Origin of the sequence: Ochrobactrum sp. C6C9, assembly GCF_022627935.1 — a bacterium.
GTDB lineage: Bacteria > Pseudomonadota > Alphaproteobacteria > Rhizobiales > Rhizobiaceae > Brucella > Brucella teleogrylli.
This window is the reverse complement of sequence record NZ_JABXGB010000011.1, coordinates 54,845-76,136: the sequence shown is the minus strand read 5'-3', so window position 1 is coordinate 76,136 and position 21,292 is coordinate 54,845. Positions and strand designations below refer to the sequence as shown.

Sequence of the window (21,292 nt, the reverse complement as noted above, 5' to 3'; positions counted from 1 at the left end):
GTTAGCGCTCTCCGCGACGATAGGGCTGCATCAGCGCTTGCGGAACGCGCGCGCGCCTTGCCATGACGATCAGCGCGATAATCGACATGATGTAGGGGATCATCAGGAAAAGCTGGTAAGGAACCGCCTTCCCATAGACCGTTTGCAGGCGAAGCTGAAAAGCATCGAACAGCGCGAACAGCAATGCGCCCAGCAATGCACGGGCGGGCTTCCACGATGCGAAAACGACGAGCGCGATACACACCCAGCCGCGTCCCTGCATCATGGTCGGGAAGAACGAGTTGAACGCCGAAAGCGTCAGGAACGCGCCACCAACCGCCATCAATGCACTGCCGAACATGATCGTGAAAATGCGCACACGGATCGGGTTGATGCCTTGCGCCTCGGCGGCATGAGGACTTTCTCCGGTCATGCGAATGGCAAGGCCGAGCGGTGTGCGGAAAAGCACATAGCCAAGCAAAAGTGCCAGCGGAATGGCGATCCATGTCAACGCTGTCTGTGTGCCCAATACCTGCCCGATAAAAGGCACATCAGCGAGGAACGACGGGTTCACGGGCTGAAACGGCGTGATTGTCGGCGGCGTCGAGGAGAGCGGCACCAGCAGTCGGAACAGGAAATAGCTGAGACTTGAAGCAAACAGCGTAATGCCAAGACCGACCACATGCTGCGACAGCCCGAGCGGGACAGTCAACGCCGCGTGCAGCAGGCCGAACAGCGCGCCCGAAGCGGCAGCGGCCAGCACACCCACCCACAGATCCGCCCCGTTATAGACAGTCAGCCAGCCGATCATCGCGCCAAAGGTCATGATGCCTTCGATGCCGAGATTGAGCACGCCTGCGCGTTCGCAATAAAGCGCGCCGAGCGTGCCGAAGATCAGCGGCGTTGCGATGCGCAGGACCGAGACCCAGAGGCCAGCAGAAAGCAGGATATCCATCAACTCGTTCATCGGGCGATCCTGTATTGGGTGAAGAACAATGCGACGAGCATGGTCAGGAGCGACAGCGCCACGGTGACGTCGGCAATGAAGCTCGGAATGCCGATGGCGCGGCTCATGCCGTCTGCGCCAACGAACATGGCGGCGGCAAAGAGCGCCGAGAAGATCGCGCCGATCGGGTTTAAGTTGGCGAGCATCGCGACGATAATGCCGGAATAACCGAAGCCCGGCGAAAGGTCGGTCGTGACATAGCCCTTCACACCCATGACCTGAATGGCGCCCGCCAGACCTGCCAGACCGCCGGAGATACAGGCGACCTTGATCAGTGTGCGACCGAGGGGAACACCTGCAAAACGCGCCGCACCCGGATTGATACCGGCGGCCTTGGTTTCAAGGCCGAACACGGTGCGCTTCTGCACATAGGCAATGATCAGCGCAAGCGCGATGGCGATCAGGATGCCGATATGCAGTCGCATACCCGCCATGATTTTCGGCAGCACGGCGGCATCCGGCACCGGTTCAGACTGTGGCCAGCCAAAGGCCAGCGGGTCTTTCATCGGCCCTTCGATCATCATGGAAACGAACAGCACGGCAACGAAGTTCAAAAGCAGTGTCGTCACCACTTCATCGACGCCGAAGCGCAAGCGAAGGCCGAGCGGGATCAGTAGAAAAATCATGCCAGCAATCGCGCCGACAATCAGCAGCAGCGGAATTAGGAGCGGCGCGGGCAACTGCAATTGCGTGCCCATGGCCACCACGGCCAGCGCGCCCATATAGAACTGTCCCTCAGCACCGATATTCCAAAGCTTGGAGCGGAAGGCGACAGCGGCGGCAAGGCCGGTCAGCATCAGCGGCGTGGCGCGTGTCAGCGTCTCGCTGATCGACAGCTTGTTGCCAAATGCGCCGATGGCGATCTGGCGGAAGGATTCGACCACCGGCGCACCGGCGGCGGCTATCAGCAGGCCCGCCAGCACGAAAGCGGCCAGGACCGCAATGATCGGTGCCGTAGTCACCAACGCCATGGGCCGCGTTTCGCGTCGTTCAATACGCATCAATTCAGCCCCTTCTTGGTATTTGCCTGCCATTCGCCAGCCATCATGAGGCCCAGTCTCTGCGCATTGGCTTCTTCTGCATCGATAGGCGGGGAGAGGCGGCCCTTAACAATCGCTTGAACACGATCCGCCAAGCCAATGATTTCATCAAGATCTTCGGAAATCAGCAGAACGGCTGCGCCCTTGGCGCGCGCTTCGAGAATGCGGGTGTGGATGGCCGCGACCGCGCCTTCATCCAGTCCGCGTGTCGGCTGCGCCGCGATGAGAATGCGCGGCGCGGTCTCCAGATTGCGACCCAAAATGAGCTTTTGCATATTGCCGCCGGAAAGCAGGCGGATACGACTATCCGGTGTGCCGCCGCGCACATCGAAATCCGTGATAATACGGTCGGTGAATTCGCGTGCCGCAGTGCGATTGACCAGAATACCGTTCGAGAATTTCGGATCGCGCACGCGCTCCAGAATGGCATTTTCCCACAAGGTCAGATCGCCAATGGCGCCTTCAGCATTCCGGTCTTCGGGAATACGCCCGACACCTTCTGCCACAAAGCGGCGCGGATCGAATTTGGTCACGGTCTGCCCCAACATGATAAGCGCGCCGCTTGCCGGCTGGCTAAGGCCCGAAACCAACCGTCCGAGCGCTGCTTGCCCATTGCCGGACACACCGATAATGCCGAGCGTTTCACCGGCACGAACCTGAAAATTCAGTTCCGAAAGGCGAGCAATTCCGTCCTCCACAACCGTGACATTGCTGGCTTCCAGCAACGTTTCGCCGGGGGTTGCAGCGGCGCGGGCAGGGCGCGAAACACGTCGTCCCACCATCAGTTCGGCCAGTTCTTCCTTGGAAGTCTCAGAAGCCTTGCGCTCGGCGACAAGCTTGCCGCCGCGCAGCACGATAACCCGGTCGGCGGCGGACATGACTTCATGCAGTTTGTGCGAGATGAAGATCAGCGACAGGCCTTGGCGGGCCATTTCTTTGAGCGTCGCGAACAGGCCTTCCGCTTCCTGCGTCGTCAGAACGGCGGTCGGTTCATCGAGGATCAGCACATCCGCGTCGTTATAAAGCGCTTTCAGAATTTCGACGCGCTGCTGCTCACCGACCGAAAGATCGCCAAGCCGCGCATCAGGATCGACCTTGAGGCCAAAACGCTCTGCAATCTGCGCGATCTTGGCGCGCGCTGCACCATGCGCGGATTTGAGCTTCCAGAGGCTTTCTGTGCCGGTAATGATGTTTTCCAGAACCGTGAGGTTGGGTGCGAGGGTGAAATGCTGGTGCACCATGCCTACGCCCGCATCGATGGCTGCGCGCGGCTTGCCCTGCGGGATTTCAACGCCCTTGACGAAGACACGTCCTTCATCCGGCACATAATGGCCGAACAGGATGTTCATCAACGTGGTTTTACCCGCGCCGTTTTCGCCGAGAAAAGCGAGGATTTCGCCACGCTCCAGCTTCAGCGAAATATCGTCATTGGCTGTAAGTGCACCGAAGCGCTTGGTGATGTTTTGCAGTTCAAGAACTGTTGTCGTCATTGGTTCAACCCCGCAACGGGAAATTTATGCTGCCAGCGGCGATCCGCTTCCAGCCGCTGACCGGCATTCAGAAGTAGCCTGTCCGCGCCCATGGGCGCGATAAGCTGCACGGCTAACGGCATCCCGTTGGCATCTTCTCCGAATGGTAGAGAAAGCGCCGGGAAACCGGAAATATTGGCAAGCGCCGCATAGGGCGCAAATTCGTTCATCTTCCGCCAGTGATTGTCCACATCGCCATGGTTCATCGGAAACGAGCCCAATGGCAAGGGCGCTCTGGAAAGCATCGGGGTTATCAGCACATCAATATCGCGGAAAATCTGCCAGAGCATATGCGAAGCGCTGACAGCGCCGTTCATGGCACGATAGAGCGCGGTTGCATCAAACCCGCGTCCACGCTCTGCAACCGCGCGGGTGAGCGGTTCCAGTTTCTCCTGATCGATTGCTAGAAAGTCGATTGCGGCTGCAAGATTGACGGAAATGATGCGATCGAATGCGCGTGCGCTGGAAGCGACAAGAGGACTTAGATCCTGCGCGGGGATTTCGCGGATGGCATGGCCTTGCGCTTCCAGAAAACGGGCGGCATCGGTCACAACCTGCATACGCTCTGCTGTGACAGGATAAGCGGCAAGGTCTTCCGCGACAAAGCCGACGCGCAGACGTTCCGGCAGCTCGCCCGCGCTCATGGCCGGATCAGGCAGAAAGCCCTCGGTGTTGCCCTCGACGAGCGGAAGCAGTGTCTTCGCATCGCGGATCGAGCGACACAGCGCAAACTCGCTGGCGATACCGGCGAGATAATTGCCGAAATGCGGTCCGGCGGGCATCGCGCCACGGCTCGGCTTCAGGCCGATCAGACCGCAGGTAGCGGCAGGTACGCGAATGGAGCCGCCTGCATCCGTTGCGTGGGCGATGCTGACAATCCCGGCTGCGACGGCTGCCGCCGCGCCACCGGATGAGCCAGCGGGAGAAAGTGTTCCATCGAATGGATGGCGAGCCAGTGGGCCGCTTTCCGGTTCGCTGGCGAGTGCAAGGCCGAATTCCGGCACGGTGGTCGTGCCGAAGAAATTGAGGCCCGCTTTGCGCAGGCGTCTGCCAAGCTCGGAATCCATTTGCGGCGAAGCGTTTTCGAAGGCACGCGAGCCAAGCCGGATCGGCAGACCGGCGCAAGGGCCGCCCAAATCCTTGAACAGCGATGGGATGCCCGCAAACGGAGCTTTGTCGGCGTGCGCGTCAAACGCCGTTGCGTTGGTGCGGCCAAGTTCAGGATCGAGATATGCAATGGCGCCCAGAGGGCGCCATTTTTCTGCGGCTTCAAGGGCGGCATCCATGGCCTCTCGCGCACTTAAAACGCCTCCGGCAATCGCTTGCGCGAGTGCTGTTGCGTCCTGATGCTTGCTGTCGAATGCCACTTCTGCCGCCCTGTTTGCTGCTGTCTTACTTGGGCTCAGCCGCGTTCGGCTTGTACTCGAACTTGCCAGCCTTGATCTCGGCGCGTCGCGCTTCCATCTTGGCTTCGGCTTCTGCCGGTGCGACGCCCTTGACGTAGACGATGTCGTTGCCGCCTTCCTTCATGAGGCTGAATGGCGTGTAATCCTTACCGGTCGGCTGGGCGGCTTTCACATCTGCAATCGCTGCATTAAGGATTGGGCGGAAGTACCACATTGCATTTGCAAAAATGGTGTCCGGATAGCGCGGTGTATAGTCGATCAGCGAACCGATTGCCTTGATGCCGCGTTCCTTGGCGGCGTCGGCGGTGCCGATGCGTTCGCCGAACAGAATGTCTGCGCCGGAATCGATCTGGGCAAGACCGGCTTCACGCGCCTTCGGCGGATCGAAGAAGGTGCCGATGAAGGATGCAATGAATTTCGCATCCGGGCGGGTTTCCTTCACGCCATCCTGGAAGGCGTTCATCAGCATGTTGACTTCCGGGATCGGCACAGCGCCGACCGAACCGAAAGTGCCCGACTTGCTCATCGCGCCTGCCAGCATGCCTGCAAGATAGGCTGCTTCGAAATTCCAGGTGCCGAACACGCCGAAATTGTCGCCCTGCGGCTTGCCGGAGGAACCCATGACAAAAGTGGTCTGCGGATAATCGCCAGCAACCTGACGCGCTTCGCGTTCGACGGCATAGGATTCGCCGACGATCAGCTTGATGCCCTGTTCGGCATATTCGCGCATGGCGCGGGGATAGTCGCTCGCCGAAACGCCTTCGGAGAAGACATATTCGATGACGCCTTCGTCATTGGCCTGCTTCAGTGCTTCGTGCAGGCGGGAGTTCCAGGCGTTTTCAACCGGCGAGGCGTGAATGCCTGCAACCTTCAGCTTTTCATCCGCTGCGAAAACACGCGTGGAAATCGCAGTTGCGCCCAGTGCCGCAGACATCGCAAGAATGTCGCGGCGGGTGAAGTTCGATAATTTGGCCATTTGGACCCCTCTTAAGGTGGTGTTTGTGCGTGCTTTCCATGCGCGACGGATTGCCCTGCACCCTGATCAGGAGGAGCATAAGCAATGTCTCGTATTTCCGACTAATCTGCCTTTAATTCAAGCGCTTTTATCGGTCGCTTGAAAAACAGGCACCGGTTTGTTGCTGCGTCGTGTTTGTTCAGCCGATGGGTGCGTAATCGGCGCCATCAATCGAAGACGGACGGCCTTCGAGATTGAGCGCACTGACACGCTGCGGCGTTTCAGCAATGATCTTGCCTCGCTTCACGACCGTCAGGCGGTTGGCCTTGAGGCGCAGCGCTTCCAGCGGGTCACGCGCCTGCAACACGACGAAGTCTGCATTGCAGCCCTTTTCAAGACCATAGCCTTCCAGACCGAGCGCCTTGGCCGAATTGACGGTCAGCGCGTCGAAGACCTGTTTTTTGCCTTCGATGGACGTCATCTGCGCCACATGGACCGCCATATGCCCCACTTCCAGCATGTCGCCGGAGCCCATCGAGTACCATGGGTCCATAACACAATCATGACCGAAGGCGACATTAACGCCAGCAGCCATCAGTTCCGGCACGCGGGTCATGCCGCGACGCTTTGGATAGGTGTCGGCGCGTCCTTGCAATGTGATATTGATGAGCGGGTTCGGAATAGCGTTCATCTGCGCTTCCGCAATCAGCGGAATGAGCTTGGAAACATAGTAATTGTCCATGGAATGCATGGATGTGAGGTGCGAGCCCGATACGCGACCCTGAAGCCCGAAACGCACGGTCTGGGCGGCCAGCGTTTCCACATGACGCGACATTGGATCATCGGTTTCGTCGCAATGAATATCGACCGGCAGGCCACGCTCGGCGGCAATCCGGCAGAGCTCTTCCAGCGCTGCAGCGCCATCGGCCATGGTGCGCTCGAAATGCGGGATGCCACCGACAATGTCGAGGCCCATATCGAGCGAGCGGTTGACGAGATCGACCGCGCCCGGCGAACGATAATAACCGTCCTGTGGGAAGGCAACGAGTTGCAAATCTATATACGGCTTTACCTTTTCGCGCACCTCGATCATCGCTTCCGCCGTCAGCAGACGCGGATCGCTGACATCGACATGGCTGCGAATGGCCAGCAGGCCCTGGCTGACGGCCAGATCGCAATAGCGCAAGGCGCGTTCGACCATGGCTTCAACGGTCAGCATGGGCTTCAGTTCACCCCAGAGCGCGATCCCTTCCAGAAGCGTACCGGAACGGTTGAGACGCGGCAGGCCAAGCGACAGCGTTGCGTCCATGTGGAAATGCGGATCGACAAAAGGTGGTGTTACGAGGCGGTTGGAAGCGTCGATTTCCTTGGCAGCCTGATGCTCGCCCTTCGATGGAACGATATCGGTAATCTTGCCGTCCTTGACCAGAATGTCCTGCTTCTCGCGACCGTCAGGGAGATTAGCGTTTCTCACAATCAAATCGAACATCGGCAGGCCTCTTAAGTCATTGCAGGAAGATCAAGGCTGTTAGAAAACAGCACATTTCTAAAATGCCTTATACCCTCCGCGCCGTAGGCGCAATGGCGGGCAATGGGTAAGGGGTCGTCATCTACACAGGAACATGATAGGCCGCAAAATCATAGTTGCAGGATTGCCATGTTCACGATCAGTCGCGTTGAAACCTATAGTCAGGAAATCAAGAAAAGTCGGTTTCTGGCAATTGCCGCGCCGGTTGCGAGCGAGCAGGCGGCGAAGGATTTCCTGAGCGAACATTCGGACCTTGCGGCCAGTCACAATTGCTGGGCCTGGCGTATGGGGCAGAACTATCGTTTCAGCGACGACGGTGAGCCAAGCGGCACGGCGGGCAAGCCGATCCTGCAAGCCATCGACGGTCAACAGCTCAACAATATTGCGGTGGTGGTGATCCGTTGGTTCGGCGGCATTCTGCTCGGTAGCGGTGGCTTGATGCGCGCCTATGGCGGCACGGCGGCGACCTGCCTGCGACAGGCGGAAAAGACCGAGGTGATCCCGATGATCGGCTTTGCCTTTGCCTGCGATTTTTCCGACCACGCGCTGTTGAAAGCGCGGCTGACCGCTGTGGATCATGTCGCGATTGCGCAGGAGAATTTTACGGCAAACGGCGTGGAAATAACCGGCGCAATGCCTATTGCCGCGCAGGATGACCTGTCGCGGCTCGTGACGGATCTGACACGCGGCAAATCCGTCATCAAGTTCGACGATTAGATATTGCCGCCTTTGGATGAATATTGCTGGCGCTTGTTTTCATACATCAGGAGATCGGCGCGTTTGGCGACGGCTTCGAGCGTTTCTCCCGGCGTGGTGGTTGCCGTGCCGATGGACAGGTTGAGCTGCAATTGGGAATAGTACTGATTGTTGATTTCAACCAGCCGCTTGATGTCTTCCACCATGGCTTCCGCGCCGCGCTCATCCACATAAGGCAGCACAATTGCAAATTCGTCGCCGCCGATCCGCGCGGCATGGCCGGGCAGCTTGACGGCTTCGTTCAGAACTTCGCCGATACGGCGCAGCAATCCGTCGCCTGACGCATGTCCCCAAAGGTCATTGGCAGACTTGAGGCCATTTAGATCGATGATGATGATGGAAACAGGCAGGTGGCCCTTCCGCTCCAGCCGGTTGAGCTCATCCACATAAAAGGCGCGGTTGTGCAGCTTGGTCAGCACGTCGTGCTGGCCGAGATATTCCAGATAGGCTTCGGCCTTTTTGCGTGCGGTGATGTCCGTCAGCGCCACCTGCACCAGCGACCAGTCATTTTCATGGCCGGGCAGGACCGAGAACTGCAACAGAACGTGGCGTTCAGTGCCATCGAGTGCGTAGTTGATCACTTCGCGACGCTGGAACAGAATGCCATTCCACAGGTCGATCAGCTGTTCGCGGAAATGCGCTTCCATTTCTCCGCGCAGAATCTGCGGCAGGGATTGCAGCAATGTCTGCTTGTCGGGCGCGAGGAAAAGCTCCAGCGTCTCGTTGTTGATTTCCAGCACGCGGATTTCGCTCATGCACTGGCGCACGAATTCCGGGTGCACATCGGTGAACACGCGGAAATCGATAATGCCGCGCTCTCGCACATCGTCCATCAGTTCCTTGATGCGGCTGAAATCCTCAACCCACAGCGAAACCGGCGAATGCTCGAACAGGCCTTGCGCATGACGCTTGTGGCGATCCTGCTCGCGCATCGCGTTTTCGCGTGCGGTTACGTCTTCAATCGACAGGAGAACACGATCCCAGCTTTGTTCGTGACCGGGCAGGATACGGCCCTTCAGCTGAATATCGATGCGCCGGCCTTCTAGCGAATAGTTGATCGTGTTGCTGTAGAACGTGTCGGAGCCGTTCCAGAGCTGCACCATCTCGTCGATATGCGGTTCCAGCATATCGTCGCGGAAAACGCGCTCCAGATTGGTGACGAGGTGATTGATATCCTTCGCCTCGAACAGCGAAAGCGTCTTGCGGTTAACCGCGAGAACCCGGATGTGACTCGTGCAGATGCGAAGACGGCTCGTGTCTTCCATCAGAAAAGTCTTAAGGTCAGTGATGCCTTCCGACCGCCATGTATCGAACTGCTTGCGAAGACCGCTATAGTCTTCAAGCCAAAGAGAAATAGGAGCCAGATCGAAGATGCTGGCTTTGTCGTTCACGGCCGTCTCGATGTTCATTAGGTTCCCGCTTTTAACACCACCCTATTGCGAGGCGGCAATAAAATATCAGGGGCGCCTTATATTATGAAAGTGTTGAATAGACCAGCGGCTTTGAAGTCACAGCGATGCAATATTTATAACACTAAATAAGAAAATGCTGTTTCTTTGTGAGCCGGACGGCTTTGCCTTTTAGCTATCTGCACGAAAGACATAGGCTTTGTGTGCAGCGCTTATTGAAATTCGCCATTGCCATCACCATTCTGGCTTTTGCACATTATTCCACGCCAAATGTGGTTCATTTTCCTTGCGAACGAAGCAAAATTTTACGAGGTGTCTGGTATGAAAACCTGGAAGTGGTTGCATGAAACGAATTGAGTTGATGATTGAGAACATCATTCTGGCCTCGCGTTGGCTGTTGGTGGTTTTCTATCTGGGTTTGGCCATTGCCTTGGCCATTTATGCCGTATCTTTTGCGGGTAAGCTTTTCGACTTCGCCACCAAGGCCACGTCGCTGAACGACACCGATACGATCCTGAAAATATTGGGGCTGATCGATGCGGCGCTGATTGCCAGCCTCGTGGTGATGGTGATCATTTCCGGCTATGAAAATTTTGTCAGCCGCTTCGATCAGGCGGGCGACGAGGTGCACTGGTTGGGCACGATTGATGCCGGTTCGCTCAAGATCAAGGTCGCGTCGACGATTGTAGCCATCTCGTCGATCCATCTTTTGCAGATATTCCTGAATGCCACGACCTATACGTCGAACCAGCTTATGTGGTTCACGATCATACATCTGGCCTTCGTCGTGTCTGCGCTGTTTCTTGCCTATATCGACAAGCTCACAGCCAAGGATAAGAACAAGGGCAAGGCCAAAGGCAAGATCGAACCGAATATCTGATAGGCCTTCCCGGCATCAATATAGATCAAAAAAGCCCGGCACTGCCGGGCTTTTTATTTTTCTGGATGCTAATAAAGGGAATTTGATCGCAATCAATGAAATCAAGCCGCTGGCGTGGGTTGATAGCGCCGGGACGTGTTCCATATCGCCTATGGGATGCGTTGCATTGCCATTCATCAAATCACTCAGGAAAGGATGAATCATGTCGGCTAACACCAAGGTTGCGCTCGTCACCGGTGCGGCACAGGGCATCGGTCGGGGCATCGCCCTTCGGCTGGCCAAGGACGGTTTTGATGTCGCACTGGTCGATCTCAAGGCGGACAAACTCAATGCTGTCAAAAAAGAGGTGGAAGCCTTGGGCCGCAAGGCGTCCACATTCTCAGCCGATGTCAGCAAACGCGACGATGTCTATGCCGCTATCGACCATGCGGAAAAGGAACTGGGCGGTTTCGACGTGATCGTCAACAATGCGGGTATTGCGCAGGTTCAGCCGATTGCGGATGTGAAGCCGGAAGAGGTCGAGCGTATTTTCCGCATCAATGTCGATGGTGTGCTCTGGGGCATTCAGGCGGCTGCCGCGAAGTTCAAGGCGCGCAACCAGAAGGGCAAGATCATCAATGCTTCGTCCATTGCCGGTCATGATGGTTTTGCAATGCTCGGTGTTTACTCCGCCACGAAATTCGCCGTGCGTGCGCTGACGCAGGCCGCAGCCAAGGAATATGCAAGCGCGGGCATTACCGTGAACGCCTATTGCCCCGGCATCGTGGGCACCGACATGTGGGTGGAAATCGACGAGCGTTTCGCCGAGATTACCGGCGCGCCGAAAGGTGAAACCTACAAGAAATATGTCGACGGCATTGCGCTTGGTCGCGCGCAGACGCCGGACGATGTGGCATCTCTCGTCTCTTTCCTGGCGAGTCCGGATTCCGACTACATCACCGGTCAGGCCATCCTGACCGATGGCGGTATCGTCTACCGTTGATCCTACGGAGAGCGGGAAGATACCCCGCGCTTTCGCACGTGGGGTATCTGTCATTTATCCGGAAGCACCCTGTGTTAAACTGACCTCCTTGAAAGAGGAGAGCGCTGCCCATGACACGTTTGACGGCAAAAGACTTCCCGCAGGAACTGCTTGAGCTTTACGACTTTTACGCGCATGGCAAGATCACCAAACGCCAGTTTCTCGACCGGGCCGCAAAGTTCGCCGTCGGCACGATGACGGCAACCGCTATATTGGCATCGCTCAGCCCGGATTACGCCATGGCGCAGCAGGTTGAGTTTACCGATCCTGATATTCTGGCCGAATACATCACCTATCCATCACCGGAGGGCACCGGTCAGGTACGCGCCTATCTTGTCCGTCCTGCGAAGGTGCAGGGCAAGGTTCCGGCGGTCGTGGTGGTGCACGAGAACCGCGGCCTCAACCCTTATATCGAGGATGTCGCGCGCCGTGTGGCCAAGGCCGGTTTCATCGCATTGGCACCGGATGGTCTTACGTCGGTCGGCGGCTATCCCGGCAATGACGAAAAGGGCCGCGAATTGCAGCAGCAGGTCGACCCGACCAAGCTGATGAACGACTTCTTCGCTGCCGTCGATTTCATGATGAAAAGCGATCTGACCACCGGCAAGGTCGGGATCACCGGCTTCTGCTATGGTGGTGGCGTTGCCAATGCGGCAGCAGTCGCCTTTCCCGAACTGGCCGCTGCCGTGCCGTTTTATGGTCGGCAGGCACCCAAAGACGAGGTTTCGCGCATCAAGGCGCCAATCTTGCTTCATTATGCCGAGTTGGACACGCGCATCAACGAAGGCTGGCCGGCCTATGAAGAAGCGCTGAAAAAGAACGGCAAGACCTACGAGGCCTATATCTATCCGGGCGTCAATCACGGCTTCCACAATGATTCCACCCCACGCTATGACGAGGCCGCCGCCAAGCTCGCCTGGGACAGAACAATCGCCTGGTTTAGGCGCTATCTGGCGTGATCAGGCCTTGGATTTAACCGCCTTGACGACATGTACGATGCCGACAATGACGGCCCCGATCAGGATGGCGAGCACTGCTTGCAGGAAAGACGTTGCGATCCACTCCAGAACGCCGCCGAAGCTGCTGCCTTCGGTCGGCAGATGGGCGACGATGTTGTGAATGAATTCCTCGACGCTGTGAACGCCGATCGATGCCAGACCGTGAACGATGATGCTGCCGCCAACCCAGAGCATGGCGACGGTGCCTACGGTGCTGAGCACCTTGAGCACGATGGGCATACCCGCAACCAGACCCTTGCCGAACCGCTTACCAAAACCGGTATGGGCATTGCGGGCAAGCGCGACACCCATGTCATCGAGCTTGACGATAAAGCCGACAACGCCATAAACGGCGAAGGTGATCAGGACGGCGACACAAACAAGGATCGCCGCCTGCGTATAGACATTCGAAGGCGGCAGACCGGCAAGCGTGAGTGCCATGATCTCCGCTGACAGGATGAAGTCGGTTCGGATGGCCCCGCTCACAGTTGTCGCTTCAATTTCCTTCGCGGTGGTGGCCTTTGTTTCCGCTTGTTCCTCATCCTTATGCGGCACGAAAAACTCGACCAGCTTTTCCGTGCCCTCAAATGCGAGATAGGCGCCGCCGATCATCAGAAGCGGCATGATGAGACCGGGCGCGAAATAGCTGAAGATCAGCGCCAGCGGCAGCAGAAAGATCAGCTTGTTGCGCAGCGATCCCTTGGTGATTTTCCAGATGACCGGCAATTCCCGTTCCGGCTTCAGACCAACGACATATTTCGGCGTCACCGCCGTATCATCAATCACAATGCCTGCCGCCTTGGCGCTGGCCTTTGCGGTTTGTCCAGCCACGTCATCCAAAGAGGCCGCCGCCATTTTTGCGATTGCTGCCACGTCATCGAGAAGTGCAAACAAGCCGGACGCCATGGGAGGCCTTTCTTTGTCATTGCGATAAAGGTTAGCTAAACTTGTAGGGGGCCTCAGTCCAGCACCTATTGGCAGGGAAAGCCAATTGTATTCGATCTGGAGACAATCTGTGTATGATTGTCAATATATCCAGATGCATTCCGATCATTATATCTTGCTGCAACACAACAGGAGAGATCGCCATGCTTAATCAGATCAAAGGCCTTCACCACGTTACGTCGCTGGCAGCAGATGCCCGTTCGAACAACAAGTTCTTCACGGATGTGCTGGGATTGCGCCGCGTCAAGAAGACCGTGAACTTCGATGATCCGAGCGTTTATCACCTCTATTACGGCGATGAAGTCGGCACGCCGGGCACCGTCATGACCTATTTCCCCTTTCCCGGCATTCAGCGCGGTCGCGATGGTACGGGCGAGGTGGGAACAACCGTTTTTGCAGTCCCGCAAGGCTCGCTCGGTTTCTGGAAGGATCGCTTCGCGCAATCCGCCGTCACGGTCGAATCGGAAGATGCAGCTTTTGGCGAAAAGCGCGTCTTCTTCCGTGGCCCGGATGGCGACAGCTTCGCTCTGGTGGAAGTGAAGGACGATCCGCGCGAGCCTTGGGCGCATGAAGGCATCGATGCCGATCACGCCATTCGCGGCTTTCATTCGGTTTCGATGCGCTTGCGTGACGAGGGCGCGACTTCGGAACTGCTCAACTATATGGGCTATCAGAAACTGGACGCGAAGGATGGCATTACCCGTCTCATCATGCCGGAAGGCAACGGAGCCGGTGTGATCGATCTTCAGACCTTGCCTTCTGTCGGTCGTAACCAGCAGGGAGCAGGTTCGGTGCACCACGTCGCCTTCGCGGTCGAAAACCGCGAAAAGCAGCTGGAAGTTCGCAAGGCCCTGATGGATACCGGCTATAATGTCACTCCAGTGATCGACCGCGATTATTTCTGGGCGATCTACTTCCGGACACCGGGTGGTGTTCTGTTCGAAGTCGCAACAAACGAACCCGGCTTTGATCGCGACGAAGACACCGCGCATTTGGGCGAAGCTCTGAAGCTGCCGTCGCAGCACCAGCATCTTCGTGCTTATCTCGAAGAACATCTCGACAAGATTTAAGCGCGAGCAGGAGACAGATTATGACCATTCAGACCTACGTGCACCGGCTGAAGGCCGGTGCGGTCGGCGCGCCGCTGTTCATTGTCTTTCACGGCACCGGCGGCGATGAAAATCAGTTCTTCGGTTTGGCCGAACAGCTTTTGCCGGAGGCGACCATTGTTTCCCCGCGCGGCGACGTGTCGGAATTTGGTGCCGCCCGCTTCTTCCGTCGGACGGGCGAGGGCGTCTATGACATGCCAGACCTTGCCCGCGCCACGGACAAAATGGCTGCGTTTATCGCCGCTCTGGTCGAAGAGTATCAGCCGTCGGAAGTGATCGCTTTGGGTTATTCAAACGGGGCCAATATCATGGCCAATCTGCTGATCGAGAAAGGCAGGATATTTGACAAGGCAGTGCTTCTACATCCGCTTATCCCGTTCAAACCAGCGAATAATCCGGGGTTGGAAGGCGTGAAAATCCTGATGACGGCTGGCCGAATGGACCCGATCTGCCCGCCGGATTTCACGGAGGCGCTCGCGCACTACTTTGAAAGCCAGCAGGCCTACGTCGATCTTGTCTGGCATCCGGGCGGTCATGAACTGCGCCAGACCGAACTGACAGCTGTGCAGGAATTCCTCGGCTGACAAAGTCGATCACCGCCATTCGTAAGGATGGCGGTGATTTTTATCTCTGTGGAACTCCAGATACCGCACTTGATTTTATCAATATATATTATATGTAAGCGTATATTGAATTTGGAGTTGCCTCATGGATAGTGTTACGGGCACCCTTGCCGTCATGTCGCGCCAGCAGATGGAAAATCGTGCGGGCGAAGTGGCCGAATTGCTGCGCACCCTGTCGCATCCGGCCCGTCTGATGCTGGCCTGTGCGCTGGCGGAAAAAGAATATTCGGTTGGTGAATTGGAACATGGGCTTGGCATTCGTCAGCCGACCCTGTCGCAGCAACTCGGTGTACTGCGGGAATCCGGCATCGTCGAAACCCGGCGCGAAGCCAAGCAAATATTCTATCGCCTGACGGAAACCAAGGCGGCGCAGCTTATCGAGGCGCTGTATGGCATCTTCTGTCATGACGCGCCTAAGGGAGATTTGTCATGATGACCTATCTCCAGTCGCTGGCAGGCGGCATGCTTCTCGGTGCAGCGGCGATTTTTCTTCTGATTTTCAATGGTCGCATTGCCGGTATCAGCGGTATCGTCGGCAGATTGCTGAACGGAAGTCAGGCCGCGCTCAATGCAGCTTTCGTTCTTGGCCTCATTCTCGGTCCGTTGGTCTATGCTGCGCTTTTCGGGAGCTTTCCTGCTACAACCATTTCGGCTTCCTGGCCGATTATCGTCGTCGCCGGTCTTCTGGTCGGCATTGGAACGCGCATGGGCTCGGGCTGCACATCTGGCCACGGTATCCTCGGCATGGCCCGTTTTTCCAAACGTTCCATCGCTGCAACAATCACCTTTCTGATAACTGGTGTTGCAGCAGCAACTCTCGCGGGAGTTCTGTTATGAAAAGTTTCGCTTATTACCGGCTCGCGGCAGCTCTTTTCACAGGCGCGTTATTCGGGTTCGGATTGTCGCTTTCAGGCATGATCGACCCGTCACGGGTGCAGGGCTTTTTGAATATCGCAAGCGGTCACTGGGACCCCAGCCTTGCATTCGTGCTCGGCGGCGCTCTTCTGGTCGCCATCCCGGGCGTAATGCTACAGCGTAAGCTGGCAAAGCCGGTGCTGGATGACAGCTTTCACCTCCCCGAAAAGACCCAGATCGACCGGCCTCTGCTGTTTGGCTCGGCGTTGTTCGGTCTCGGCTGGGGACTGGCCGGCTTCTGCCCGGGACCTGCGGTCGCAGCCTTGTCTATCGGCTTGCCGCAGGTCTGGTTATTCGTGGCTGCCATGGCGGCAGGCATGATCATTCACGACCGTTTTTGGAAGGCTTAAAGCCCGCGCGCAATCACGAGTCGCTGAACTTCGCTCGTGCCTTCATAAATCTGGCAGACGCGCACATCGCGATAGATGCGCTCAACCGGATAATCGGCAAGGTAGCCATAGCCGCCGTGAATCTGGATGGCGGCGGAACAGACTTCCTCTGCCATTTCCGACGCCACAAGCTTGGCCATCGAGGCTTCCGTCAGGCAGGGTTTGCCCGCCTCGCGCAAGGCTGCGGCATGCAGGACCATCTGGCGGGCCGTTTCGATCTTCGTCGCCATATCGGCAAGACGGAAGGCTACGGCCTGATGTTCGGCAATCGGCTTGCCGAAGGTGATGCGCTCTTTGGCATAGTCGCGGGCTGCTTCGAAAGCGGCGCGCGCCATGCCCACGGCCTGCGCGGCAATGCCGATGCGTCCGCCTTCAAGATTGGCAAGCGCAATTTTATAGCCTTCACCTTCCGCCCCCAGCCGGTTTTCCAGTGGCACGCGCATATTGGTGAAAGCCAGCGCGCAGGTATCGGATGAATGCTGGCCGAGCTTGTGTTCGACCGTCATGACCTCGTAGCCTGGTGTGTCGGTCGGCACGATAAAGGCCGAAATGCCCTTCTTGCCCGCAGCGGGATCGGTGACCGCAAAGACAATCACCACACTGCCATTCTTGCCGGACGTGATGAATTGCTTGGAGCCGTCGATCACATAATGATCGCCATCAAGCCGGGCGCGGGTTTTCAGCGCCGACGCATCGGATCCGGCCTGCGGTTCAGTCAAAGCAAAGCCGCCGATCCATTCGCCCGAAGCCATTTTCGGCAAAAAGCGGCGTTTCTGGTCCTCCGTCCCGAAGCGCAGGATGGGTACGCAGCCCACCGAGGAATGCACCGAAACGATGGTGGAGCAGGCGCCGTCGCCTGCCGCGATTTCTTCCAGAGCCAGCGCATAGGCCACCATGCCGAGGTCGGAGCCGCCCCATTCTTCCGGCACAAGCATGCCGAGAAAGCCAAGTTCGCCCATCTCGGTCAGTTCCGCACGCGGAAAGGCATGTTCGCGGTCACGTTGGGCGGCACCCGGTGCCAGACGCTCCTGCGCGTAATCGCGGACAGCCTCGCGGATCTGCTCCTGCGTATCGGTCAGAAGCATCACACGATCCTTTCAATGCCGATTGAGGTGGCTTCGCCGCCGCCGAGGCAGATACCAGCCACGCCGCGTTTCAGGCCATGCGTTTCAAGTGCGGCGAGCAGCGTCACCAGAATGCGCGCGCCGGAAGCGCCGATCGGGTGGCCGAGCGCGCAAGCGCCGCCATGAATATTGACCTTGTCGTGCGCCAGATCGAGATCGCGCATGGCCGCCATCGTGACGACAGCGAAAGCTTCATTGATCTCGAACAGATCGACATCCTTGAGGTTCCAGCCGATCTTTTCCGAGAGCTTGCTGATTGCGCCGATAGGCGCGGTCGCAAAAAGGTTCGGCTTGTCGGCATAGGTCGCATGACCAACCAGCACCGCGCGCGGGGTCAAGCCACGCTTCTCCGCTTCAGATGCGCGCATCAGGACGAGCGCCGCAGCGCCATCGGAAATCGACGAGGAATTGGCCGCCGTTACTGTGCCGCCATCGCGGAATGCAGGGCGCAGCGAGGGGATCTTGTCGAGCTTCGCCTTGCCGGGCTGTTCGTCAATCGAAACCTGCACCTCGGCGCGACCGGATTTCACCGTGACGGGTGTGATCTCTGCCGCAAACAGACCGTCCTTGATGGCCTTTTGCGCGCGGGTCAGCGAGGCAATGGCGAACTCGTCCTGCGCTTCACGGGTGAACTGGTAGGCTTCCGCGCAATCTTCCGCAAAAGTGCCCATCAGGCGGCCCTTGTCATAGGCATCCTCAAGACCGTCGAGGAACATATGATCCAGAATCTGGCCGTGGCCCATGCGATAGCCGCCACGCGCCTTGGACAGCAGGTAGGGCGCGTTGGTCATGCTTTCCATACCGCCGGAAACGATCACATCCGCCGAACCGGCCAGCAACAGATCATGCGCCAGCATGGTGGCTTTCATGCCCGAACCGCACATTTTGTTGACGGTCGTAGCCCCGGTCGAAACGGGCAGTCCAGCCTTGATCGAAGCCTGCCGCGCCGGGGCCTGTCCCTGACCCGCAGGCAGGACACAGCCCATCAAAACTTCTTCGACAGCTTCTGGTGCCAGACCCGCACCGGCCAGTGCGCCGCTGATTGCTGCCGCGCCGAGATCGGTCGCCTGCGCGCCGGAAAAGTCGCCCTGAAAGCCGCCCATGGGGGTGCGGGTTGCGCCGACAATGACAATAGGATCGCTGTGGGACATGATTATTCCTCGCTTCCTGATGGTGAATTTATTTCGCAGCCATGCGCAGCGCACCGTCGAGACGGATGACTTCGCCGTTGAGCATCTGGTTTTCCGCAATGTGGCGCACGAGCGCTGCATATTCCGCCGGGCGTCCAAGCCGCGACGGGAACGGCACCGATGCGCCGAGCGCGTCCTGCACGTCCTGCGGCATGCCTGCCATCATCGGTGTCTCGAAAATGCCGGGGGCAATCGTCATGACGCGAATGCCGTGGCGCGCCAGTTCACGCGCGACAGGCAAGGTCATGGCCGCAACGCCGCCCTTCGAGGCGGAGTAGGCGGCCTGTCCGATCTGGCCGTCAAAGGCGGCAACCGAGGCGGTGTTGATGATCAATCCGCGTTCGCCGCCATCGCCCGGTTCATTCTTTGCCATGGCTTCGGCTACCAGCCGCAGCATGTTGAAGGTTCCGATCAGATTGATCGAAATGGTGCGCGCAAAACTGTCGAATTTGTGTGGACCTTCGCGGCCTAGCACCTTTTCGCCCGGCGCAATGCCTGCGCAATTGACGAGCGCATCGATACGGCCAAAAGCCTTGAGCGCGGCAGCAATGGCAGCTTGTCCATCTGCCTCGCTGGTCACGTCGGTGCGCTGGAACATAGCGGCTGCACCAAGCGCTTTCGCCGCCGCTTCACCCGCTTCCGTGTTGACATCCAGAAGGGCTACCTTGCCGCCAGCTTCGACAACCATCCTGGCCACAGCCGCGCCGAGACCTGAGCCCGCGCCGGTGATCAGAAATACCCGATCTTGAATCTGCATAATTGTACCTCAGGCTGTTGTCTGTTGCTGTTTGTCGATTTCTGCCTTGCGCAGCAGAAAGCGCTGGATTTTTCCGCTTGGCGTTTTCGGCAGCTCGCTGACGAAATCGATCTCGCGCGGATAGGCATGGGCGGAAAGCCGTTTCTTCACATGTTGCGCCAGTTCTTCGGCAAGCGCGGGCGTGCCTTCCTGTCCGGGTGCCAGAATGACGAATGCCTTGACGATTTCGGTGCGTTGCGGATCAGGAACGCCGACGACCGCCGCCTCATTGACCGCCGGATGCTCCAGCAGGGCGCTTTCCACGTCGAACGGTCCGATGCGATAGCCGGATGAGGTGATGACATCATCGGCACGACCAATGAAGCTGACGGAACCGTCGTCTTCGAATTCCACCGTATCGCCGGTGCGGTAATAGCCGCCTGCAATGGCTGGTGTTTCCTGCTTGTAATAACCGAAAAACCAGAGCAGTGGCGATTTTGCGATATCGATGGCGAGAACACCCGGCTGGTTCGGGCCGAGTTCATTTCCGGCCTCATCCAGAACCGCGACGCGATAGCCCGGCATGGCATAGCCCGCCGAACCCTGACGCACGGCATGTTCAAGACCGTGGTGATTGTTGACCACCATGCCGAGTTCCGTCTGTCCGTAATGGTCGTGGATCGGCGCGCCGAGATTGGCGTCGAACCAGCGGATCACTTCCGGATTGAGTGGCTCGCCCGCACTGGAAACCACGCGCAGACGTCCCTTGATCCGGGCTGCCGCCTCCGGGCCTGCCGCCATCAACAGGCGAAAGGCGGTTGGCGAACCGGCCAGACTGGTAACGCCCAGACGTTCGATAATGTCGTAGGTGCTTTCGGCGTTGAAACCGCCTTCGTAAAGCGTGGTGGCGATGCCCAGTTGCAGTGGGCCCGTCACGGCATAGTAAAGCCCATAGGCCCAGCCGGGATCGGCAATATTCCAGAAAATGTCGTCGGATCGCAGGCCCACGGCTTCGCGCATATAGGCGCCAAAGGCGAGCAGTGCGAAAAGCGGAACCGGCACGCCTTTTGGCAGGCCAGCCGTGCCGGAGGTGGACATCATCATGAAAAGATCATCACCCTTGCGCATGACAGGCGGACAATCGGTGGAGGCAGCGGCGAGCGCTGCGCGGAAATCGATATCAGCGGCAGGTGCGGTTTCGTCGGGCGCAAGTATCGTTGCGACCTGCGGGCAATTTTCGACTTCGTCAAGCTTGCTGCGATTGGCAAGATTGGTCACGACCAGTTTTGCATCGCTTGTCTTGAGACGGTGTTCGATGGCCTTTGGACCGAAAGCGGTGAAGAGCGGCTGATATATAGCGCCGATACGCCAGGCACCGAGAATGGTTGCAACAAGTTCGGGTGTGCGTGGCAGGAGACCGGCAACGACATCGCCCGCACTGACGCCTGCATTCTTCAGCACGTTGCCGACTTTTGCGGAAAGATCGCGCAATTTTTCAAAGGTGAGTTCTGTCACCTGGCCGTCGGCGGAAATCGCGCGCAGCGCTATCCGGTTCTCGCCGACATAACGGTCGCAGCATTCCACGCAGGCATTGAGGCCGGTGTCGGGATGGCCCGCAAGCTGTGTGATGGCATGATCGAGTTCAAACTTTGCCACGGCGTCATCATAACGCACACGCTGCGTGAAAGCAGACGCTTCAGTCATTCCGGTATTCCTCCCAGACTAGTCACGGCAGCGCCAAGCTCCTCTAGTAA

22 protein-coding genes are annotated in these 21,292 nt (G+C 58.0%); 9 read left to right on the top strand and 13 right to left on the bottom strand.

The annotated features are described in order from the left end of the window. Position 1: 1 nt before the first annotated feature. The 6 genes from HWD97_RS10960 to HWD97_RS10935 all read right to left on the bottom strand — a co-directional run bounded on the left by HWD97_RS10960 (position 2) and on the right by HWD97_RS10935 (position 7,404). Complete coding sequence (locus tag HWD97_RS10960; RefSeq protein ID WP_109367295.1) at positions 2-946, bottom strand: ABC transporter permease; 945 nt, start codon at positions 944-946, stop codon at positions 2-4. Next, positions 943-1,986: an ABC transporter permease gene (locus HWD97_RS10955; protein WP_109367296.1), complete on the bottom strand. Its 1,044-nt coding sequence runs from the start codon at positions 1,984-1,986 to the stop codon at positions 943-945. The genes HWD97_RS10960 and HWD97_RS10955 overlap by 4 nt, the downstream gene beginning before the upstream one ends. Next, the gene (locus tag HWD97_RS10950; RefSeq protein WP_109367297.1) at positions 1,986-3,515 is read right to left on the bottom strand and encodes an ABC transporter ATP-binding protein; all 1,530 of its coding nucleotides are present in this window, start codon (positions 3,513-3,515) and stop codon (positions 1,986-1,988) included. Before HWD97_RS10950 ends, HWD97_RS10955 begins: the two co-directional genes overlap by 1 nt. Beyond that, on the bottom strand, positions 3,512-4,921 hold the full coding sequence (locus HWD97_RS10945; RefSeq protein ID WP_235858954.1) for an amidase: 1,410 nt from the start codon (positions 4,919-4,921) through the stop codon (positions 3,512-3,514). The genes HWD97_RS10950 and HWD97_RS10945 overlap by 4 nt, the downstream gene beginning before the upstream one ends. 25 nt (positions 4,922-4,946) lie before the next feature. Continuing rightward, on the bottom strand, positions 4,947-5,936 hold the full coding sequence (locus HWD97_RS10940) for a BMP family protein (protein WP_121538283.1): 990 nt from the start codon (positions 5,934-5,936) through the stop codon (positions 4,947-4,949). Positions 5,937-6,114: 178 nt separating this feature from the next. Next, positions 6,115-7,404, bottom strand: a complete 1,290-nt coding sequence (locus HWD97_RS10935) for an amidohydrolase family protein (protein ID WP_371835012.1) — start codon at positions 7,402-7,404, stop codon at positions 6,115-6,117. A 168-nt stretch (positions 7,405-7,572) separates the two neighbouring features. On the opposite strand from HWD97_RS10935, the gene HWD97_RS10930 reads away from it, so the two are divergent. Then, positions 7,573-8,160, top strand: coding sequence for a YigZ family protein (locus HWD97_RS10930; RefSeq protein WP_121538287.1), 588 nt, complete (start codon positions 7,573-7,575; stop codon positions 8,158-8,160). Here the strand turns inward: HWD97_RS10930 and HWD97_RS10925 are convergent. Next, positions 8,157-9,608 (bottom strand): diguanylate cyclase domain-containing protein, encoded by a 1,452-nt coding sequence (locus HWD97_RS10925; protein ID WP_371835011.1) that lies wholly within the window; start codon positions 9,606-9,608, stop codon positions 8,157-8,159. The two genes, HWD97_RS10930 and HWD97_RS10925, sit on opposite strands and share 4 nt — an antisense overlap. Positions 9,609-9,951: 343 nt before the next feature. Here HWD97_RS10925 and HWD97_RS10920 point away from each other — a divergent pair, with 343 nt between their 5' ends. Beyond that, positions 9,952-10,488 (top strand): TIGR00645 family protein, encoded by a 537-nt coding sequence (locus HWD97_RS10920; RefSeq protein ID WP_371835010.1) that lies wholly within the window; start codon positions 9,952-9,954, stop codon positions 10,486-10,488. Positions 10,489-10,503: 15 nt separating this feature from the next. On the opposite strand, the gene HWD97_RS10915 is transcribed toward HWD97_RS10920, so the two are convergent. Next, positions 10,504-10,692, bottom strand: a complete 189-nt coding sequence (locus HWD97_RS10915) for a hypothetical protein (protein WP_140023824.1) — start codon at positions 10,690-10,692, stop codon at positions 10,504-10,506. On the opposite strand from HWD97_RS10915, the gene HWD97_RS10910 reads away from it, so the two are divergent. Then, on the top strand, positions 10,691-11,470 hold the full coding sequence (locus HWD97_RS10910) for an acetoin reductase (RefSeq protein ID WP_121538293.1): 780 nt from the start codon (positions 10,691-10,693) through the stop codon (positions 11,468-11,470). The two genes, HWD97_RS10915 and HWD97_RS10910, sit on opposite strands and share 2 nt — an antisense overlap. Before the next feature lie 110 nt (positions 11,471-11,580). Further along, entirely contained in the window at positions 11,581-12,468 is an 888-nt protein-coding gene (yghX, locus tag HWD97_RS10905) for a YghX family hydrolase (protein ID WP_121538294.1), read from the top strand. Here yghX and HWD97_RS10900 read toward each other — a convergent pair whose 3' ends face one another. Then, entirely contained in the window at positions 12,469-13,413 is a 945-nt protein-coding gene (locus tag HWD97_RS10900; RefSeq protein WP_109367305.1) for a DUF808 domain-containing protein, read from the bottom strand. It abuts the gene before it with no gap. Positions 13,414-13,595: 182 nt separating this feature from the next. Here HWD97_RS10900 and HWD97_RS10895 point away from each other — a divergent pair, with 182 nt between their 5' ends. The 5 genes from HWD97_RS10895 (at position 13,596) to HWD97_RS10875 (ending at position 16,449) form a co-directional block, all read left to right on the top strand. Further along, a complete protein-coding gene (locus tag HWD97_RS10895) occupies positions 13,596-14,522 on the top strand; it encodes a VOC family protein (RefSeq protein ID WP_109367306.1) in 927 nt (308 codons plus the stop codon). Positions 14,523-14,542: 20 nt separating this feature from the next. Continuing rightward, complete coding sequence (locus HWD97_RS10890; protein WP_109367307.1) at positions 14,543-15,145, top strand: alpha/beta hydrolase; 603 nt, start codon at positions 14,543-14,545, stop codon at positions 15,143-15,145. A 124-nt stretch (positions 15,146-15,269) separates the two neighbouring features. Next, entirely contained in the window at positions 15,270-15,617 is a 348-nt protein-coding gene (bigR, locus tag HWD97_RS10885) for a sulfite-sensing transcriptional repressor BigR (RefSeq protein WP_109367308.1), read from the top strand. Beyond that, positions 15,614-16,021, top strand: a complete 408-nt coding sequence (locus tag HWD97_RS10880) for a YeeE/YedE family protein (RefSeq protein WP_109367309.1) — start codon at positions 15,614-15,616, stop codon at positions 16,019-16,021. The genes bigR and HWD97_RS10880 overlap by 4 nt, the downstream gene beginning before the upstream one ends. Further along, positions 16,018-16,449, top strand: a complete 432-nt coding sequence (locus HWD97_RS10875; RefSeq protein WP_109367310.1) for a YeeE/YedE family protein — start codon at positions 16,018-16,020, stop codon at positions 16,447-16,449. Before HWD97_RS10880 ends, HWD97_RS10875 begins: the two co-directional genes overlap by 4 nt. Here HWD97_RS10875 and HWD97_RS10870 read toward each other — a convergent pair. From HWD97_RS10870 to HWD97_RS10855, 4 genes are read right to left on the bottom strand one after another with little or no spacing between them, the layout of a single operon-like run. Continuing rightward, the gene (locus HWD97_RS10870; RefSeq protein ID WP_109367311.1) at positions 16,446-17,573 is read right to left on the bottom strand and encodes an acyl-CoA dehydrogenase family protein; all 1,128 of its coding nucleotides are present in this window, start codon (positions 17,571-17,573) and stop codon (positions 16,446-16,448) included. The genes HWD97_RS10875 and HWD97_RS10870 overlap by 4 nt on opposite strands. Continuing rightward, on the bottom strand, positions 17,573-18,763 hold the full coding sequence (locus tag HWD97_RS10865; protein ID WP_109367312.1) for an acetyl-CoA C-acyltransferase: 1,191 nt from the start codon (positions 18,761-18,763) through the stop codon (positions 17,573-17,575). The genes HWD97_RS10870 and HWD97_RS10865 overlap by 1 nt, the downstream gene beginning before the upstream one ends. 28 nt (positions 18,764-18,791) lie before the next feature. Further along, complete coding sequence (locus tag HWD97_RS10860) at positions 18,792-19,559, bottom strand: 3-hydroxyacyl-CoA dehydrogenase (RefSeq protein WP_109367313.1); 768 nt, start codon at positions 19,557-19,559, stop codon at positions 18,792-18,794. A 9-nt stretch (positions 19,560-19,568) separates the two neighbouring features. Beyond that, positions 19,569-21,242, bottom strand: coding sequence for an acyl-CoA synthetase (locus tag HWD97_RS10855; protein WP_109367314.1), 1,674 nt, complete (start codon positions 21,240-21,242; stop codon positions 19,569-19,571). Positions 21,243-21,292 lie beyond the last annotated feature (50 nt).

Coding starts and splice junctions, on each gene's coding strand:
- HWD97_RS10960 (WP_109367295.1), bottom strand. CDS start 946: ATGAACGAGTTGATGGATATCCTGCTTTCTGCTGGCCTCTGGGTCTCG.
- HWD97_RS10955 (WP_109367296.1), bottom strand. CDS start 1,986: ATGCGTATTGAACGACGCGAAACGCGGCCCATGGCGTTGGTGACTACG.
- HWD97_RS10950 (WP_109367297.1), bottom strand. CDS start 3,515: ATGACGACAACAGTTCTTGAACTGCAAAACATCACCAAGCGCTTCGGT.
- HWD97_RS10940 (WP_121538283.1), bottom strand. CDS start 5,936: ATGGCCAAATTATCGAACTTCACCCGCCGCGACATTCTTGCGATGTCT.
- HWD97_RS10935 (WP_371835012.1), bottom strand. CDS start 7,404: ATGTTCGATTTGATTGTGAGAAACGCTAATCTCCCTGACGGTCGCGAG.
- HWD97_RS10930 (WP_121538287.1), top strand. CDS start 7,573: ATGTTCACGATCAGTCGCGTTGAAACCTATAGTCAGGAAATCAAGAAA.
- HWD97_RS10925 (WP_371835011.1), bottom strand. CDS start 9,608: ATGAACATCGAGACGGCCGTGAACGACAAAGCCAGCATCTTCGATCTG.
- HWD97_RS10920 (WP_371835010.1), top strand. CDS start 9,952: ATGAAACGAATTGAGTTGATGATTGAGAACATCATTCTGGCCTCGCGT.
- HWD97_RS10910 (WP_121538293.1), top strand. CDS start 10,691: ATGTCGGCTAACACCAAGGTTGCGCTCGTCACCGGTGCGGCACAGGGC.
- HWD97_RS10915 (WP_140023824.1), bottom strand. CDS start 10,692: ATGATTCATCCTTTCCTGAGTGATTTGATGAATGGCAATGCAACGCAT.
- yghX (WP_121538294.1), top strand. CDS start 11,581: ATGACACGTTTGACGGCAAAAGACTTCCCGCAGGAACTGCTTGAGCTT.
- HWD97_RS10900 (WP_109367305.1), bottom strand. CDS start 13,413: ATGGCGTCCGGCTTGTTTGCACTTCTCGATGACGTGGCAGCAATCGCA.
- HWD97_RS10895 (WP_109367306.1), top strand. CDS start 13,596: ATGCTTAATCAGATCAAAGGCCTTCACCACGTTACGTCGCTGGCAGCA.
- HWD97_RS10890 (WP_109367307.1), top strand. CDS start 14,543: ATGACCATTCAGACCTACGTGCACCGGCTGAAGGCCGGTGCGGTCGGC.
- bigR (WP_109367308.1), top strand. CDS start 15,270: ATGGATAGTGTTACGGGCACCCTTGCCGTCATGTCGCGCCAGCAGATG.
- HWD97_RS10880 (WP_109367309.1), top strand. CDS start 15,614: ATGATGACCTATCTCCAGTCGCTGGCAGGCGGCATGCTTCTCGGTGCA.
- HWD97_RS10875 (WP_109367310.1), top strand. CDS start 16,018: ATGAAAAGTTTCGCTTATTACCGGCTCGCGGCAGCTCTTTTCACAGGC.
- HWD97_RS10870 (WP_109367311.1), bottom strand. CDS start 17,573: ATGCTTCTGACCGATACGCAGGAGCAGATCCGCGAGGCTGTCCGCGAT.
- HWD97_RS10865 (WP_109367312.1), bottom strand. CDS start 18,763: ATGTCCCACAGCGATCCTATTGTCATTGTCGGCGCAACCCGCACCCCC.
- HWD97_RS10860 (WP_109367313.1), bottom strand. CDS start 19,559: ATGCAGATTCAAGATCGGGTATTTCTGATCACCGGCGCGGGCTCAGGT.
- HWD97_RS10855 (WP_109367314.1), bottom strand. CDS start 21,242: ATGACTGAAGCGTCTGCTTTCACGCAGCGTGTGCGTTATGATGACGCC.